The 16947-nt window shown below is 67.8% G+C and carries 13 protein-coding genes; 6 read left to right on the top strand and 7 right to left on the bottom strand.

What is annotated here, in order from left to right; all coding sequences use genetic code 11:
* Nucleotides 1-30 precede the first annotated feature (30 nt).
* The 3 genes from IEY31_RS00910 to IEY31_RS00900 all read left to right on the top strand — a co-directional run bounded on the left by IEY31_RS00910 (nucleotide 31) and on the right by IEY31_RS00900 (nucleotide 4157).
* Complete coding sequence (locus tag IEY31_RS00910) at nucleotides 31-756, top strand: hypothetical protein (protein ID WP_188968084.1); 726 nt, start codon at nucleotides 31-33, stop codon at nucleotides 754-756.
* 204 nt (nucleotides 757-960) lie between these two features.
* Nucleotides 961-3636: a S8 family peptidase gene (locus IEY31_RS00905; RefSeq protein ID WP_188968773.1), complete on the top strand. Its 2676-nt coding sequence runs from the start codon at nucleotides 961-963 to the stop codon at nucleotides 3634-3636.
* A 104-nt stretch (nucleotides 3637-3740) separates the two neighbouring features.
* Complete coding sequence (locus IEY31_RS00900) at nucleotides 3741-4157, top strand: CBS domain-containing protein (RefSeq protein WP_188968082.1); 417 nt, start codon at nucleotides 3741-3743, stop codon at nucleotides 4155-4157.
* A 19-nt stretch (nucleotides 4158-4176) separates the two neighbouring features.
* On the opposite strand, the gene tsaB is transcribed toward IEY31_RS00900, so the two are convergent.
* Nucleotides 4177-4731, bottom strand: coding sequence for a tRNA (adenosine(37)-N6)-threonylcarbamoyltransferase complex dimerization subunit type 1 TsaB (tsaB, locus tag IEY31_RS00895; RefSeq protein ID WP_188968080.1), 555 nt, complete (start codon nucleotides 4729-4731; stop codon nucleotides 4177-4179).
* Nucleotides 4732-4827: 96 nt separating this feature from the next.
* Here tsaB and IEY31_RS00890 point away from each other — a divergent pair, with 96 nt between their 5' ends.
* The gene (locus IEY31_RS00890) at nucleotides 4828-5961 is read left to right on the top strand and encodes a citrate/2-methylcitrate synthase (protein ID WP_188968078.1); all 1134 of its coding nucleotides are present in this window, start codon (nucleotides 4828-4830) and stop codon (nucleotides 5959-5961) included.
* Between the two features lie 114 nt (nucleotides 5962-6075).
* On the opposite strand, the gene dnaG is transcribed toward IEY31_RS00890, so the two are convergent.
* The 4 genes from dnaG to IEY31_RS00870 form a co-directional block, all read right to left on the bottom strand.
* The gene (dnaG, locus tag IEY31_RS00885) at nucleotides 6076-7866 is read right to left on the bottom strand and encodes a DNA primase (RefSeq protein ID WP_188968076.1); all 1791 of its coding nucleotides are present in this window, start codon (nucleotides 7864-7866) and stop codon (nucleotides 6076-6078) included.
* 199 nt (nucleotides 7867-8065) lie between these two features.
* Complete coding sequence (locus tag IEY31_RS00880; protein ID WP_229723231.1) at nucleotides 8066-9154, bottom strand: RodZ domain-containing protein; 1089 nt, start codon at nucleotides 9152-9154, stop codon at nucleotides 8066-8068.
* Between the two features lie 30 nt (nucleotides 9155-9184).
* Nucleotides 9185-10099, bottom strand: coding sequence for an ABC transporter permease (locus tag IEY31_RS00875; protein ID WP_188968074.1), 915 nt, complete (start codon nucleotides 10097-10099; stop codon nucleotides 9185-9187).
* Nucleotides 10099-12078 (bottom strand): ABC transporter permease, encoded by a 1980-nt coding sequence (locus IEY31_RS00870; protein WP_188968072.1) that lies wholly within the window; start codon nucleotides 12076-12078, stop codon nucleotides 10099-10101. The genes IEY31_RS00875 and IEY31_RS00870 overlap by 1 nt, the downstream gene beginning before the upstream one ends.
* 145 nt (nucleotides 12079-12223) lie before the next feature.
* On the opposite strand from IEY31_RS00870, the gene ndk reads away from it, so the two are divergent.
* Both ndk and IEY31_RS00860 read left to right on the top strand, forming a co-directional pair.
* Nucleotides 12224-12640: a nucleoside-diphosphate kinase gene (gene ndk, locus IEY31_RS00865; RefSeq protein ID WP_188968070.1), complete on the top strand. Its 417-nt coding sequence runs from the start codon at nucleotides 12224-12226 to the stop codon at nucleotides 12638-12640.
* Nucleotides 12641-12879: 239 nt separating this feature from the next.
* A complete protein-coding gene (locus IEY31_RS00860) occupies nucleotides 12880-13953 on the top strand; it encodes a GGDEF domain-containing protein (protein ID WP_229723230.1) in 1074 nt (357 codons plus the stop codon).
* Nucleotides 13954-14084: 131 nt separating this feature from the next.
* Here the strand turns inward: IEY31_RS00860 and IEY31_RS00855 are convergent, their stop codons facing one another.
* Both IEY31_RS00855 and IEY31_RS00850 read right to left on the bottom strand, forming a co-directional pair.
* Nucleotides 14085-14456, bottom strand: coding sequence for a VOC family protein (locus tag IEY31_RS00855; protein ID WP_188968068.1), 372 nt, complete (start codon nucleotides 14454-14456; stop codon nucleotides 14085-14087).
* A gap of 55 nt (nucleotides 14457-14511) precedes the next feature.
* The gene (locus IEY31_RS00850) at nucleotides 14512-16848 is read right to left on the bottom strand and encodes an NPCBM/NEW2 domain-containing protein (RefSeq protein ID WP_188968066.1); all 2337 of its coding nucleotides are present in this window, start codon (nucleotides 16846-16848) and stop codon (nucleotides 14512-14514) included.
* Nucleotides 16849-16947 lie beyond the last annotated feature (99 nt).

The following is a 16947-nucleotide window of genomic DNA, read 5'->3' as shown; positions in this document are numbered from 1 at the left end:
TCCACACGGGAATTCTCACCCGCTGGCCCTATGCTCGACCATGCTATGAAGGCGGCGCGTTCTCTCTCATTTCTCCTGCTTGTGGCGTCCCTGGGGGCCGCCGCGAAATCCGAGGTTGCGCCGCCTCTCACCGGAGGCGGATTAACCCGACTCGCGGGCCTGCTGCCGCTGTCAGGGCAGGTGGTCACGGTGATGGAGAAGCGGCCCAGCCTGTCCACCATCGATCTGCGGATGCGGGTGGAGCGGGTGGGCGGCAGCCCCGAGGCGCTGTATCAGGTGATTGTCAGCGCCAGCCGCGGCGTCCGCGCTCCCTATGACCCCCGGCTGGGCATCTCCGAGGAAGACTACCGGCGCTATCTGGTCTTCCAGGAGGTGCTGGTTTCCACCAGCAAGACCGTCAGGCTGGGGCTGCTGCGGGATTCGAACCGCGTGCTGTTCGGCAACACGCCAGGGCTCAACAACGTGCTGGACGGCCTGAGTATCAATCTGCGAACCGGCGAGCTGCGCGGCCCGGAGGGATACAGCGCCCTGCCAACCCTGGTGGTGCCCAGTACCGCCCCCGACCGGGTGTTGCCGGTCAGAAACGGATTTCAGTGGAAACTGCTGGGCAGCGACGCCACCGCCGGCAACGGCGTCAAGGCGACCCTCAACCTGCTGGAACTGGAAAGCGGCCTGATCATCCTGAATTACAGCCGCACCAGCATGATCAACCGCAGGTTGACCGAGGGCGAGATCATCATCGGCTACGACCGCTGAGCACCCCCCCCTACCGCTGTCTCAGCAAAGGGCCAAGAGCGGGCAAATGGCCCGGCACGGGCGCCGGGCCGGCGGGCTGCGCAGTCCCGGACGCCTCCGAAGTCCTGCGCGCCAGGCTGACGCAGCCCTGACGGCACTTTAAGGTTTCCTCACGCACCCTTCAGGGGCCGTCATGGGCGGACGGATACGCTGATCCCCATGAAGATGCCCACAAAGAAAAACAGCCTGTTACTGGGGGCGGCCCTGCTGATGGGCGGCCTGTCCCTCTCCTCGGCAGGCGCGGCGGGCCTGTCGCCCACCCTGCTGGAGCGGGCCAAGCGCGGTGACCAGAGCAAGGTGGGCGTGATTGTGCGCTTCCAGTTCGGCAACGACGCGCGGGGCCGTGCCCAGCTCAAGAACCTGCGCTCACAGCTTAACGGGCGTCTCGATCAGCTCGGCTCGGCGGCGGGTTTTCTGGCCAGCGCGATTAAGAGCGGTCAGGCCACCTCGCTGTGGCTGGACCAGAGTGTGTACCTGCCGTTGACCCCGGTGCAGGCCCGCGCCCTGGCCGCGCTGCCCTTCGTGACCGACGTGTTCGAGAACTTCAAGGTGCAGATTCCCAAGCCGCAGCGGGCCGTGGCCCTGAGCGCCTCGGCCGCCGCCGCCGGAGAGCCGTGGCATCTGGCCAAGATCGGCGCGCCGCAGGCCTGGGCCGCCGGGTTCAAGGGCCAGGGCATCAAGATCGGGCACCTGGACAGCGGCATTGACCCCAGCCACCCGCAGCTGGCCGGCAAGATTGCCTCATTTGCCGAGTTCGACGGCGAGGGCAACCGCAAGAGCAGCTCGGTGCACGATAGCACCGATCACGGCACCCACACGGCGGGACTGCTGGTGGGGGACACGGTGGGCGTGGCTCCCAGCGCGCGGGTAATCAGCGCGCTGGTGCTGCCCAACAACGAGGGCACCTTTGCCCAGGTGATTGCCGGGATGCAGTACGTGCTGGACCCCGACAACAACGCCGACACCGACGACGGCGCCGACGTGGTGAACATGAGCCTGGGTATTCCCGGCACCTTCGATGAGTTCATCGTGCCGGTGGAGAACATGCTCAAGGCAAACGTGGTTCCGGTGTTCGCCATCGGCAACTTCGGCCCGGCCAGCAGCAGCACCGGCAGCCCCGGCAACCTGCCCGACGCCATTGGCGTGGGCGCGGTGGACCAGAGCGGTAACGTGGCCAGCTTCAGCAGCCGTGGCCCGGTGGCCTGGAGCGGCAGGATCAGCGGCGTCTTTACCAAGCCGGACATCGCCGCGCCGGGGCAGGACATCACCAGCGCCATTCCCGGCAACAAGTACGGGGCCAAGAGCGGCAGTTCGCAGGCCAGCCCCATCACGGCGGGCGCAGTCGCCCTGCTGCTCTCGGCCAAGCCGGGCAGCAGCGTGGACGCCATCAAGAATGCGCTATACACCAGCGCCAGCAACGCCGGGGCAAAGAACAACAACGTGGGCTTTGGCCTGATCAGCGTGCCTGGCGCCCTGGGCAAGCTGGGGGCCAGTGTGGGCTCGCCTGCCCCGGCCCCGAAGCCGACCCCCGCGCCCGCTCCGGCGCCTGCCCCCACCCCACCGCCCGCGCCCACCCCGGCCCCGGCGCCCAAGCCCACTCCGGCTCCTGCCCCCACGCCAACACCACCACCGGCCCCCACGCCGACGCCGACGCCGCCCCCTGCCCCCACGCCCACCCCACCGCCCGCGCCCAAGCCCACCCCCACCCCTCCGCCCAGCGGCAACAAGACCCCCACCGGACCCGCCGGCTACGACCTGTGCGCCGTGGAAGGCCAGAAGTGCAACTTCAGCGGGCAGCGGCTGGCCGCCTTCGGCACCGAGGGCCAGTACGCCACCGGCACCGGCACCGACGGCTTCAACTGCACCGTGGCCGAGTGGGGCCGCGACCCGGCTCCCGGCAAATTCAAGGGCTGCTTTATCAAGCCGGTGCCGGGCGCCTCGGTTCCGGCGCCGCGGCCCACCCCGGCCCCCACGCCTGCTCCGGCCCCCGCACCGGCACCCAGTGCGGGCAAGCCCCGCGTGCTGCTCGTGGATGACGACATGGGCGTGGGCGCGGACGTGACCAGCGCGCTGCGCGACGCCCTCAAGGCCAACGCGGCCAGCGGCGGCGCCTTCGTGTGGAATGTGCAGGCGCAGGGCGCCGTGCCCCTGAGCGAGATGCGCAAGGCCGACATCGTGGTCTGGGCTAGCGGCGAGCAGTACCAGAACACCATCACGGCCAGTGATCAGAACACCCTGCGCCAGTACCTTGCTGCGGGTGGCCGGTTGCTGGTGACTGGCCAGGACATTGGCTACGACATCGGCGAGGGCGACTTTTACCGCAGCATCCTCAAGACCCGGCTGGTGGCCGACAGCAGTGGCACCGCCAAGTTCGTGACCAGTGGGGCGTTCGGCAACACCGCCTTTACCCTCAACGCGGCGGGCAGCGCCCAGAATCAGGTCTACCCCGACGTGATTGCCGATCTGGGCGGCAGCGCCACCGTTGCCTCGTGGGGCAGCGCGAATGCCAACGCCGGTACCATCACCGCCCAGAGCATCAAGGTGGATTCCAACCGGGGCCGCGCCGCCCAGAAGCAGCAGGACCCGCGTGGTCTGGTTGAGCAGCTGGCCGGCAGGATTGTCGGCGCGGCCCTGGGCCAGATTTTCGGCAACAGCCAGGCCAGTCAACCTGCACGCGGCGGCCGGGTCAGTGCCCAGAGCGCCGGGGAAAACGCCGGGGCCATCGTCGCCAACGACGCGGGCCGCTACCGCACCGTCAACATGGGCTTCGGCCTCGAGGGGCTGACCCCTGGCAGCCGCAACATCCTGGTCAAGACGGCCTTCGACTGGCTGATGCGCTAGGGGCTAAGCTGCAGAAAGTGGGGGAGAGGCCAGCGGCGCTCTCCCTTTTCCATTTCTTTAATGCCTCCCCATGGCTCCCCAACGCTGGCAGGCTAGGGTGACCCATGACAACCCTCAGAGACATCATGACCCCGGACCTGACGACTGTGGACACCCGCGCCACCCTCAAAGAGGTGGCCACGCACATGAAGGAGCAGGGCATCGGCAACGTGCTGATCATGGACGGCGATCAGTTGACCGGCATCATCACGGACCGCGACATCGTGGTGCGCGCCGTTGCCTACGGCCACGATTTCGGCACGCCCGCCAGCGACTACGCCACCGGCGACGTGTTCACCATGACCGCCGACACCCAGGTCGACGAGGCCGCGCGTGAGATGTCCCAGCGCCAGCTGCGCCGCCTGCCCGTCACCGAGGGCAGCCGGGTGGTGGGCATCGTCAGTCTGGGCGACCTGGCAGTGCGCGCGCGGACCGGCGCCGACGAGACGGCCCTGCAGGGCATCAGCCAGCCGACCAGCTGACCCCCTTCCACGGACGCCGCTACAGGTAGGCCAGCGCCCAGTCCGCTGCCCCGTGCCGCAGTCCGGCTACCAGCAGGGCCAGACCGTCCGGCGCTGCGCCCTGGTGGTGGGGCAATGGGCCAGCCAGCCTCTCGAACGCTTCCAAGCTGTGTTTCTGGGGCGGGTGTCGTACGGCGTCGACTGCGCTGCCCCTGACCTCGTAGACTGCGCCGTAGACGTTGCCCTTGCGGGCGTCCAGCGATACGGCCTGCAGACCGTCGCCGCGCACCAGTCCTTCCAGGGTGGACACGCCCAGGGTCGGTGCGGCCCACACCCGGCCCAGCCCCAGCGCGTAGCTTGCGCCCACACGAACGCCGGTGTACGAGCCAGGGCCGGTGCCGATGATGATCACGTCAGCCTGGAAGGGCAGGCCCGCCTGCGCGAACAGGTCGCGCGTGGCGGCGGGCAATTCCTCGGCGTGCGCCCGGCCCACTTCCCTGGAGAGGGCCGTCCCGCCGCCGTCCCAGCGCAGGGCCAGCGTCAGCCAGGGGGTGGCGGTGTCCAGGGCCAGAACCACTTGTGCAGGGGCAGTCATCGCCGGGCATTGTAGGGCCACGCTCAAGGTTGTCACCCCTTCAGGAACGTGACGCGGGTCTGACCGCAGGGGGCGGCGGTGCTATCCTCGGCTATCATGACTGAAATCGCCAAGGGCCTGGCAGGCGTTAAATTCACCGAGAGCAAGCTGACGTTCATCAACGGCGAGGAAGGCATTTTGCTGCACCTGGGTATTCCGATTCAGGAATGGGCCGAGAACAGCACCTTCGAGGAACTGTCGCTGGCCCTGCTGGAAGGCAAGCTGCCCACGGCGAGCGAACTGGCCGCGTTCGACGCGCACCTCAAGGAAAACCGCGCCATTCCGCAGCAGCTTCAGCAGGTTATCCAGGACATGCCGCGCGGCATCAACCCCATGCAGGCGCTGCGGACCGCCGTTTCCTACCTGGGCCTGCTTGACGCGCAGTCCGAAGACATCACCCCGGAAGCCCAGCGGGCCATCACCATCCGGATGATCGCGCAGTTCAGCACCATCATCGCGGCCATCAGCCGCACGCAGGAGGGGCAGGACATGGTGGCGCCGCGCCTGGACCTGACCCATGCGGGCAACTTCCTGTACATGCTGACCGGTCAGGAGCCCACCGCCGAGCAGTCGCGCCTGTTCGACATCGCGCTGGTGCTGCACGTCGATCACGGCATGAACGCCAGCACCTTCACGGCGATTGCCACGTCCAGCACCCTCAGCGACCTGTACTCGTGCATCACCTCGGCCATCGGCGCGCTGAAGGGCCCGCTGCACGGCGGCGCCAACGAGGCCGTGATGGACATGCTCGACGAGGTCGGCACGCCCGACAAGGCCGAAGCGTACATCGGCAAAAAGCTGGACAACAAGGAAAAGATCATGGGCGTGGGGCACCGCGTCTACAAGAACTTTGACCCCCGCAGCCGCGTGCTGCGCGACTACGCTGAGCTTGTGGCCAACAAGGAAGGCAAGAGCACCTACTACCAGATTCTCGAAACCATCGAGAAGACCGTGGTGGACCGTCTGGGGGACCGAGGCATCTACCCCAACGTGGACTTCTACAGCGGCACGGTCTACAGCGACCTGGGCATCAAGAAGGAGTTCTTCACCCCGATCTTCGCCCTGGCCCGCATCAGCGGCTGGTGCGCCAGCGTGATCGAGTACAGCCGCGACAACAGCCTGCTGCGCCCCAGCAGCGTCTACACCGGCGAGAAGGACGCGGAGTACGTGAAATTGCAGGACCGCAAGTAAGCGCAAGACACCTGCCCTGCCTCCCTCTCCAGCTCTGGAGGGGGAATTTTTATGGGTCGCGGTGGTTGCTGGACTGGAAAGTGGACTGTCTGCCAGCCTTCACCCCCATCTGACCTACGCGATGCCGCGCCGGCCCCGGTTCTCGGCTTCCACTGCGCGCTGGAGCTCCCCGATCTGCTTCAAGATGCCCAGCTGCTCGGCGGGCGCGGCCCCAGCCACCTGCTTTTTCAGCAGGCCGATCTCGGCGCGCATGGCGTCGATGCTCAGGGTGGCCTGGATGTCGTCCACGGCGGCGGCAGCGTAGGCGTTCACCTTCTGGTCGTACTGATCGTTGGTGGCCCGCGAATGGCCGCCGGAGTCGCGGCCCTCGAACAGCAGGCGGATCAGCAGCTGTTCCTCGGGCTGGCCCCGGAACACGTCCAGAATCGCGTCGGAACTCTGCGCGCCCTGCACGGCCAGCATCACCTTGCGCATGGATTCGTTGCGCCAAGGCGTGCTGCCGTCCAGCTTGGCCAGCAGGCTGGGATCGATCAGCAGCTGCCGCAGCAGCTTCAGCTCGTTTTCCTCCTCGCCGCGCCCGCTGCTCATGCCGGCCAGGTGGGTGTCGGTCAGGGTGCGCCGCTTGGCCTTGGAGCCGATCCATTCCAGCAGCGCCTCGGGCTTGATGCCCAGCGTCTCGCAGGCGGCCCCCCTGACGCCCTCGGCGATTTCGTCCAGGGGATCGAGGTTCTGCATGCGCGGCAGCAGTTCCATCAGAATGCGCCTCTTGCCCTCGGCGGTGGCGGTGCCGTGCGTCTCGATGGCGGCCTGTACGCGGTACTGCACCTCGTCAAGGCCCTGGGCCAGCGCCTGCCGGATGCCCGCGTCGTCGCCGGCCAGCAGCGCGTCGGCGGGGTCCTTGCCGCTGGGGACGGAGGTGGCCCGCACCCGAAACTTCGCGCCCAGCACCTGATCCAGACCCCGCAGCATGGCCTTCAGGCCCGCCTCGTCGTGGTCAAACATCAGCGAGATGCTGCGGGCGCCCAGCCGCTCCAGCAGCGTGGCGTGCTCGGCGGTCAGGGCGGTTCCCAGGCTGGCGACGGCCCCGGTAAAGCCGTGCTGGTGCATGGTGATCACGTCCATGTAGCCTTCCACCACAATCAGGTCGCTGTCGCCGCCCTCCGCCTTGCCCGTCTCCAGTTTGCCCAGCCCCGCACGCGCCTTGTCCAGCCCGTACAGCACCTCGCCCTTGCGGAAGGCGTCGGTTTCCGGGGTGTTCAGGTATTTGGGTTTGGTGTCGTCCAGCACGCGCCCGCCAAAACCCACCAGGCGGCCCAGGTGATCACGGATCGGGAACATGACCCGCCCCCGGAAGCGGTCATATACCCGCCCGTTCTCGGCGTTCTCGGTGAGCAGGCCCGCCTCCAGCAGCTGACGTTCGCTCAGGCCCTTGGTGCGGGCGTGCTTGAGCAGGCCGTCCCAGCCGTCGGGGGCGTAGCCCAGCTCGAAGGCGGCGATGGTCTCGTCGGTCAGGCCGCGCCGCCGGAGGTAGTCCAGCGCCGGGCCGGGCAGGTGCTCGCGGAAATACGCCAGGGCGAAGGCGTTCACGTCGTACAGGTCGCGGTTGCTGCGCTCGCCGTACTTGGCCTCCACCTGAATGCCCACGCGCTCGGCCAGCTTGCGCAGGGCGTCGCCGAAGCTCAGGTTCTCGCTGCGCTGCACGAAGCTGAACACGTCGCCGCCCGCCTTGCAGCCGAAGCAGTAGAAGTAGCCCTGATCGGTGTCCACCTGAAAGCTGGGGCTCTTCTCGTTGTGGAACGGACACAGGCCCTTCATGCGGCCCTTCCCGGCGGGGGTGAGGCGCACGTACTCACCGACGACTTCCGCGATGTTCAGCCGCGAACGAACGTCTTCCTTGGTCCCCATGTGTCCTCACCTCCTCCGCCCAGCCGCAGACGTCTCCACCCTGCAAAGAGGGGCCGCCGTCCGGGCATGATCTCGTAGTGTACGCTTCCAGGGTGCCTCCGTGCTAGAGGGCAAAAATGCCGTCCTGCACAGCAAAAAAGATGAGAGCATGGAATGGCGTGCTGCCAGACGTGCGCGGGCCTCCGCACGGGGCGGCGGGCTAGTACTGCCGGGTCACCACCATCCCGGCCTCACCCATGGCCTGCCCGGCTGCGCCGCCCACGCTGACCTGCACCGCTCCCGCATCGCCGGCGCGGATGCTCACGCCTGCCGGGTAGGTCTGGACGCTGCCCACGGCTGGAACCCCCTCGTACAGCACCCGGCCCGCGCCGTCGGTCACCCGTGCCCATGACTGGCCCACAAAGCGGACCGTGACGGTGCTGGTGGCGGATGAGGTGTCAGGAGAGGCAGAGGCCGGGGGCGACTTTGGCGGCGTGAGCGTCCTGACCCCGGTGTTCAGGTCTGTCAGGGAACTGGTCTCACCGCCAGCGGGGGGCAGCGTGGCGATCAGATTGCGGCTCTGACCCAGGTCGATGGTCTGTTTCAGGGGGGTGCGGCCAGCTGCCTCCACGCGTAACTCGGCCCTCCTGCGGGCGTCGACGGGGAATGACAGCACGGGGGCCTGGCCCAGGTTGCGATTGTCCAGGTAGACCATGGCGCCGTCCGGCACGCTCTTGATGGTCAGGCGGACGGTGCCCTGCGGGCTGGCGGGTGGGGGGGCCGGGGGCTGGACCGGCACAGCGGGAGGCTGAACTGGTGCCGGCGGTTGAACGGGCGCTGGTGTGCTGGGCACGGGCGCGGCGGGCGTGACGACCGCTGGAGCCGCACGGCGCAGCAGCAGCACGCCAACAGCCAGCAGCAGAACCAGCAGCACCGCAATCAGGGCGACGCGCCCCGGCCCCAGCGTCGGCGTGTCGTCCAGCACGGCTTCTGGGGGCGCACTCACCTGCAGCTCCGGCCCGCCGGGGCGCAGCAGGCGGTCAAAATCTGCCAGCAGCGGCGCCGGGTCCTGCCCCAGTTCGCGGGCGTAGGTCCGCAGGTAGGCGCGGGCAAAGGTGGGCTCCGGCAGGCCGTCCAGCCGTCCGTCCTCCAGGGCCTGCAGGTAGTCGCGGCGGATGGCGGTGCGCTGGGTCATCTCCCGCAGCGTCAGTCCCTGGGCCTCACGCGCCTGACGCAGCGCCGGGCCAAAGGTCAGGCCCGGACGCTCCGGCGGTGCTGCAGCCGGGTCCGGGGTGAATGTGGGATCCATGCTCAACCGCTGCTGCTGTTGCTGCTGGCCTCAGCCCTCATAGGGCTTGCCCAGCGCCTTGGGTGCGCGGCTTCGGCCGGTGAAGATCAGCGCCAGGATGGTGATCAGGTACGGCAGCGCCTGCACCAGGGTCGGCGGCAGCAGGTCGCCGCCGCCCAGGGCAATGGAGAGCGCCTGCAGGAAGCCGAACAGCACGGTGGCCCCCAGCACGCCCAGCGGCTTCCACTGCCCGAAGATCAGCGCGGCCAGCGCGATGAAGCCGCCCCCTGCGCTGATGTTGCGGACGTAGGAATCCAGATTGCCGATGCTCAGGAACACCCCGGCCGTGCCCGCCAGCACGCCCGACAGAATCACGGCGGTGTAACGCATGCGCCTGACATTGATGCCCATGCTGGCCGCCGCGCCGGGCTGCTCGCCGGTGGCGCGCAGGCGCAGGCCAAACGGCGTGCGGTACAGCACGTACCATGTGATTGCCACGGCCAGGAACGCGAAATACACCGGCGGCGAGAAACGCAGCTCACCAATGCCCCACAGCGGCAGCGCGTTGGCCACCTTGGGACTCTCGGTAGAACTGTCGTACAGCGCGGTCAGGATCACGGCCGGCACGCCGGTCGCCAGCAGGTTGATGGCCGTGCCGCTGATCACCTGATCGGCGCGGTACTTGATGCTGACCACCGCGTGAATCCAGGCGATCAGGCCGCCAACCAGCGCCCCGCCCACCCAGCCGGCCCACGGCGCCGCCGGCCCCAGCACCGGTTGCAGCAGCAGGGTTGTGACGGCCCCGCCCAGCGCCCCGAAGATAATCAGGCCGTCCAGCGCAATGTTCACCACGCCGCTGCGCTCGCTGAACAGGCCGCCCAGCGCGGTCAGCAGCAGCGGCACCAGGCTGCGGACAAAGGTGGCGAGAAACGCCGCCGTGAGGAGTTGTGCGAACAGCCCGTCCATTATTTGCCCCCTTCACGGGTGTTTTCTTCACTGCTGGAGCCCACGTTGGGGTTGGGCGTTCCGGCCTGCTGCGCGGCCACGCCGGGCGAGAGTGTGCCGCCCCCGTCGTTGCCGGTTTTGTCGGTGGCGGCCACCAGTTGCGGTGGCGGCGGGTCCACCAGTCGGCGGCTCAGGAAGCCCCCGGCGGCAATGAACAGCACGATCAGCGCCTTGAGGACCGTCACGATGTCCTTGTTCACGCCGTCGAGCTGCTGGTCAACGTCCACGCCTCCGGTGTCCACCGTGCCGAACAGCAGGCTGGCGAACACGACCCCGGTGGGCGTGTTCTGGCCCATCAGCGCCACGGCGATGCCGTCGAACCCCACGTTGACCGGCATGTTGCCCTTCAGGCGGTACTCGTCGAGTGCGCCGCCGTTGACGTAGTGCGTGCCGGCCAGTCCGGCGAACATACCCGCCAGCGTCATGGCCAGGATGGTCCCGCGCGCCACGCTGATGCCGCCGTACTCTGCCGCGCGGGGCGACAGGCCCACGGCCCGCAGCGCGTAGCCGGTGGCGGTGCGCCACATCAGCGTACCGAACAGCGCCACGCAGGCCAGGGCGATCAGGAACGACGCGTTGAGCTGGCTGCCGTTCACGTCTGCCGGAATCCCGATGCGCCACGTCAGCGCGCCCAGCGTCAGGGCCACCACAACGGCGATCAGCCCGCCGTTCCTGACGGCCTTGAGCAGGGACCGCGCGAGCACCAGCGCGATCAGCGCCACCACGATGCCGATGCTCAGAACGTAGCCGCCGCCCGCCGGACCCACGTTGAACAGGTCCAGCAGCGTGGGCAGCTGCGCCGCCTGCTGCAACTCCTCGCTCTTGGCCTCGAAGCCGGGCGCCTTGAACGGCAGGGTGTAGGTCTTGCCCAGAAAGGGAAAGGTCTCGGAGCCGATCATGAAGATGAACACCGCCGAGGCCACGTAATTGAGCATGATGGTGTTGATGACCTCGCTGGAGCCGAATCTGGCCTTGAGCAGCCCCGGAATCGCGCCCCACAGCGCCCCGCCCGCCGCCGCCGCCAGCACCGAGAGGGGCAGCAACGCCCAGCCCAGGCTGGGGGGACCGTACACGCCCACCAGCATCGCGCCAACAGCCCCCATGGTCAGCTGCCCCGGCGCGCCGATGTTGAACAGGCCGGTGCGGAAGGCGAAGGCCACGCTGAGGCCGGTGAAGATCAGCGGGGTGGCCAGTTTCAGGCTCGACAGCAGCGGCGACAGGCGGGTGACCGGCGCGAACAGCGTGGAGTACACGAAATACACCACGTCGCTTTTGGCCAGCCAGGCCTGCCACAGGTTCAGCTCGCGGCCCGAGGGGTTGACGATGGGCTGCACCACCAGCACCACGACGGCCCCCACCAGCACCGCCAGCGTGATGGCCGAGACCGGGACCAGCAGCCCGCGCAGGCGGTTGAAACGGTCCAAGACCCACTCGCGGGCGCTCAGGCCCGCGCCCGCCGCGATCAACCCGGCCAGCATGGGCAGAAACAGACCCAGGTTCATGCCGCCGCCGTCGTAGAAGTTGCGGAGTTGGCGTCTGGCCCCGGCACGCAGGCTGGTGTCGCTGGTCACCCGCTCGATCTGCACGGTCAGGCCGCTGCTCAGCGCCAGCACCGCCGCCACCGCCAGCCCGAAGGCGAGCAGGCCGGTGATCCAGAACCAGTTGGTGCGGCGCAGGGCCCCGATCACGGTGACGATCAGGGCCGCCAGCGTGGCCCAGCCCAGCAGGAGTGCGCTGCCAGGATCGGCCATCGGGGCCTGCTGATTGTTGGCCAGATTGAGGACCGAGCCGGTCAGGTGCAGCAGCACGGCGTCGGCACTGAAGCCGCGGCCCAGCGCGGCGAGCGGAAAGAGCAGCATACCTGCGGCGGCCACCGCGCACGCGATCAGCGCGACGCGCGACGCATCCCCGGATGGACGAGATTGGGTGTTGTGGGTCACGCGGCCATTGTAAGGGCCAGACGACCTGTGGGCGGGCCTGCGCGGGCCTGCGACACTTCGTGGGTGCACCCCGCTGCCGCACGCCGCGTCCGCCGTTGAACGGGACGCCGGGTGACGTTCCCTTTTTGCTATGCTCGCTGACGCTATGGAACGGACTTTTGCAATGATCAAACCCGACGGCGTGCGCCGCGGCCTGACCCCCGAAATTCTCGCCCGCATCGCCCGCAAGGGCTACCGCGTGGTGGGCCTCAAGCAGATGACGATCTCTCGCCAGACCGCCGAGACGCATTACGGCGAGCACAAGGAGCGCCCCTTCTTCGGCGAACTGGTGGATTTCATCACCGGTGGGCCAGTCGTGGCCATTGCGCTGGAAGGCAACGAGGCCATCGCAGGCTGGCGGGCCATGATGGGAGCCACCAACCCGGCCAACGCCGCGCCCGGCACTATCCGTGCCGATTTTGCCACCACCACTGGCGAGAACGTGACCCACGGCAGCGACAGCGCTGAGAGCGCCGAGCGCGAACTGGGCCTGTTCTTCGCGGCGGACGAGCTGCTGGCATAACGCCGCTGCTCTCCCACCGCCCGCACGGCCTGCCCAGATGGACGCCCCCGCTGGGGGGGAAGCGGACCTGCCGGGGTAACGGGCCGCCTGCATTCTGAACTGCTCAGCAGTGACAATTCCTGGCGACAGCACGCAGCTGTCGCCTTTTTTGCACTGTGGTGCCTGCCGGCGCGGGCAAGCTCCACCATGATTAAGTCCCCTTGAGTTTGGGCCAGGCGAAAGATTGCAACTTTCGTGTTATGACCCGTCCACTAGGATGTTGCGAGTTCATGGACAGGCGCAAGAGTTCACTTCAAAATCGGCTGTTCAGGAGCCAGCAATACGTGGTCTACGCGGCAGGACTGACCTACGTGCTGTTTGTGTTGCTGGTGACGCTGGTTGATCCGCCTGTGCCCTTTTCCCATGTTCTTCAGACGCCGAGGCTCGGTGTTGCCCTGGTGGTGCTCGTGGCCTGCCTGGCGGTGTGGGCGGCGCCGCAGTGGCTTCGCTGGATCTATCTGCTGGCCTACGGCGGCGGCCTGCTGAGCCTGATCTTCGAAGTGCCACACCTGCTGGCTTCCGAATCGAACCTGTTGCAACTGTATGTGTGGCAAAGCGTGAATGTCCTGATCTCCTTCCTGATTCTGGGGTCGCGCGTGGGCATGGGCGTCAGCCTGCTGACCCTGCTGACCCTGCTGGGCACACTGTCGCTCCAGGGGCCGCTGCGGCAAGCTCAGCTGGTCGACTGGATGACCGTGTGCCTGACGCTGGCCATTACTGCCTACATCTCGCACCTGGTGATGGTCTTTATCGAGGGCAATCTGCTGGTGCATCAGCAGGACCAGGGCAAGCTGCTCGCTGCCCGGCAGGACGCCCTGACCATGGTTTATGGGCGCGGCGCCATCGAGGAAGAGCTGGAACGGGCCATGGGGTATTCGCGCAGGCACAACACGCCCATGAGCGTGATCGTGACTGATATTGACCACTTCAAGAGCGTCAACGACAGGTACGGGCACGCCACCGGCGACGATGTGCTGCGGGCGGTGGCCAAGCGGCTGCGGCGCACGGTGGGCGGCGGCGGCGGCGTGGTGGGCCGCTGGGGGGGCGAGGAATTCATCGTGCTGCTGCCGGGCGTGGCCAAGCCCGACGCGCAGGCGGTTGCCGAGCGGCTGCGGCGGGAAATCTGCGATCAGCCGCTGGCTGACCTGAACGTCACGGCCAGTTTCGGGGTGGCCTCCTACCGGGGGGCCAACGACACCACGGACCAGCTGTTCGGACGCGCCGACCAGGCCATGTACGAGGCCAAGAATGCGGGCCGCAACGCGGTCAGATAGGGGCAGTCAGGTAGGGAAGGCGGTTAACCCGGATGAAGAGGTGTTGAACGCCTCCGGAAAGCTAGGCGGGCGGGCCTCCTCACGGGCGTCTGCTCCTGCCGGGATTGTGGCACAGAGAAACGTGACCTGAGTTAGCCGTGGCCTTCCCCGGCCTCCAGCAGTTCCACCTGCCGCCCGTCCGGGTCCAGCACAAAGGCCATGTCGCGTCCGCCAGGACTGAGTTCCAGCTCCCGGCTGACCGTCACGCCCGCCTCCCGCAGCCCCGCCAGCAGGGCGCGCAGGCCCGTGACATGCACGGCGATGTGTTCGGCCCAGTGCGGGTGAGGACGCGGCGACCCGTCCGGAATCTGGAAAAACTGCAGCCGCCCCGGCCCCAGCCGCAGGACCCCGCGCCGGTAGCCCTCAGCGGTGGTCAGGTTCTTCTCGGTCACGCCGCCCAGCTGCCCGTAGAAGTTCAGGGTGGCGTCCAGATCGGCGGTGACGAACGACACGTGTTTGAGCATGACCGCAGCCTAATGGATTGGGGGCGGCGGACGGGTCAATAACCAGGGCGGCGTTCTACCGATACAGACGGTAGGTGCCCTGGTCCTGGGCGCCCGTTGCGGTTCGGCTGGCCGTGGTGACAAGAATCGTGTTGTCGGCGCTGTTGACCAGCGAAATAATGTTGCCCGTGCCGAGACGAACATTGCCGCCAGTGGCCCCGCCAAATGTGGTGTCCTGCCGCAATGCAGGCGTGAAATGGGCGACGTAGGCGTCCCCTGCGTTGAGGCCGCCAACCAGGACGGCACTGTCATTGTCAACGACCAGTGAGGTGACAAGGGTCTGCTGAAAATTCGCCTCCTCACTGTCACTGAACTGGAATCTGGTGGCTGGCCCGTCGGTGCCGTCGGGGCCGAATGTCTGAAGGAACGCGGCGGTGAAGAACCGGGCATCTGCGCCGCCCGCGATGATCTGGCCATCGGGCCGGACTGCGACCGCGCGGAAGATGGCGTACCCACTCCTGCCGCCCAGGGCAATCCCGTCACCCGAGAAGGTGGCGTCGAGCCGTCCGTCTGGCAGATACCGGGCCAGAAGGGCGGGGGAGGAGCCTGCGGTCTCGGACAGCCCTGCCGCCACGATTTTTCCGTCGTCTTGCAGGGCAAGGCCGTAGATATCGTCGTTGAAATAGGAGGCGTTGCCGAAGCCGGGCAGCGTCTCAAAAGCCGTGAACACCGTACCGCCCTGGCCGAAACTGGCGTCTGGCGAGCCGTCGGCCTGCAACCGGACCAGCGCAAAGTCCAGGGCCGTGGACTGCGAGGCGGGCGCGGCGAACAGCCGATGGGCATGGCCGCCCAGCACAATCTTGCCGTCGGGTTGCAGAGCCACGTCCCGCGCGCCTGATCCTGAGGCTCCGCTGCTGGTGTACACCGGAGGTCCCGGTTGGCTCAGGGGCAGCCTGACCACGCCGCCTGCGCCAAAGCTGGAATCCAGCGTCAGGCTGCTCAGGTAGCGCACGGCGGCCATCTCGCCGTCGATCTGTCCCACGGCGACCAGCTTGCCGTCGACCTGCCGGGCCAGGGCATGGGCGACGCCATCTGACAGGGCCGCGCCCTGGGCCAGCACCGCGCCGGACGGCGACAGCCGAGTCAGTTTGAAGTCCGCGCCCAGCACCACGGCGGCGCCGCCCTCCTCGGCCACCACGTCCACGCCGCCCACGTCCACCCGGCCCCCGCTGCCAAAACTGGGGTCCAGGGCGCCGGACTGTGTGGGGGCCGCCGGGGCGCAGGTCAGCCGGGCGTCGGCCCAGTTGGCGTGATCGTAATCGATGCTGTCACCTGCGTCGGTTACGATAAGTTGGAGGGCATTCACGCCGCTGACCCCCACCTCGGCGCTTCTGGCGGCGTCGTGGCCGCGCAGCACGCCGCTGTCGTACAGCTTGCGGTCATCGCCGTACACCTGGAACACCACGCTGCCCCGGTCGCCCACCTCGTCATCGAGGCCCAGGCTGGCCGAGAAGGTGTTGCAGCGCCCGCCCAGGTCATAACTGAGGACGGAAAAGGCGTGCACACCCAGACCTTTATCGAAAATCCGTCCCCCGATGGTCAGTGCCCGGCCGTCTCCGAGCCCCTGTTCGCCGTTACTGCGGTCGAACTCCACCGGCCCCCAGCCGTTGGTGGCCGACACGTACGGCAGGTCACTCAGGAAGACGTCGCCGGTGGGCGGTGCGGCCGCGCACTCCACTGCCGCCTGAGCCCAGTCGGCGTGATCGTAATAATTGTTGTCGCCGCCGTCGGAAACCGACAATCTCAATTCCTTGACGCCGGCCACGCTGACGTTCAGCGCCAGGGCCGGGTTCCCGCCGCGCCGCAGGCCACTGTCGAACAGCAGCGTGCCGTCGCCGTACACCCTGAACTGCGCGCTGCCCCGCTGGCCCACCTCGTCGTCGATGCCCACCAGGGCGCTGAAGGTGCTGCACTGGCCGCCCAGCGCATAGCGGATCTCGGAGGCAGCATGGACGCCCAGCCCACTGGCGAACACCCGCCCACCAATGCTGAGGCGCGTGCCGTCCTGCTGGTCCTGCTCGCCGTTGCTGCCGTCCCGTTCCACCGGACCCCAGCCGCTGGTGGCGGAGGTCCATTGCAGCTCGGAGAGGAACGTCCAGCCCGCGTTCAGGGCCTGGGGGTTCAGGCTGGAGGCGGCGATGGGGGAGGCCCAGGGATAGGCGCGGCCGTCCGCGTAGGGATTCGCGCTGGGGGCATCCAGCCGGTCACTCCAAGGAAACTGCTGGCCACCAGCGTAGGGACTGCCTGCGGTCAGACTGCCGCCTGAGGCGGGCGTGGGTGCGGGGGTCTGGGAACAGGCAGCCAGCACGAGGGCCGTGCAGCCCAGCGTCAGGAATTTGAACTTTCCAGTCATGGATCTCCAGGTCAATCGGGCAATGGGCAAATAATGGACTGATGCGTGAGAAGGATGCCTCAGTATGACAGTTCTCTGACACGTGGAATGCTTAAAACA

It is taken from the genome of Deinococcus aerolatus (assembly GCF_014647055.1).
GTDB lineage: Bacteria > Deinococcota > Deinococci > Deinococcales > Deinococcaceae > Deinococcus > Deinococcus aerolatus.
This window is presented reverse-complemented; position numbering and strand designations above follow the sequence as displayed.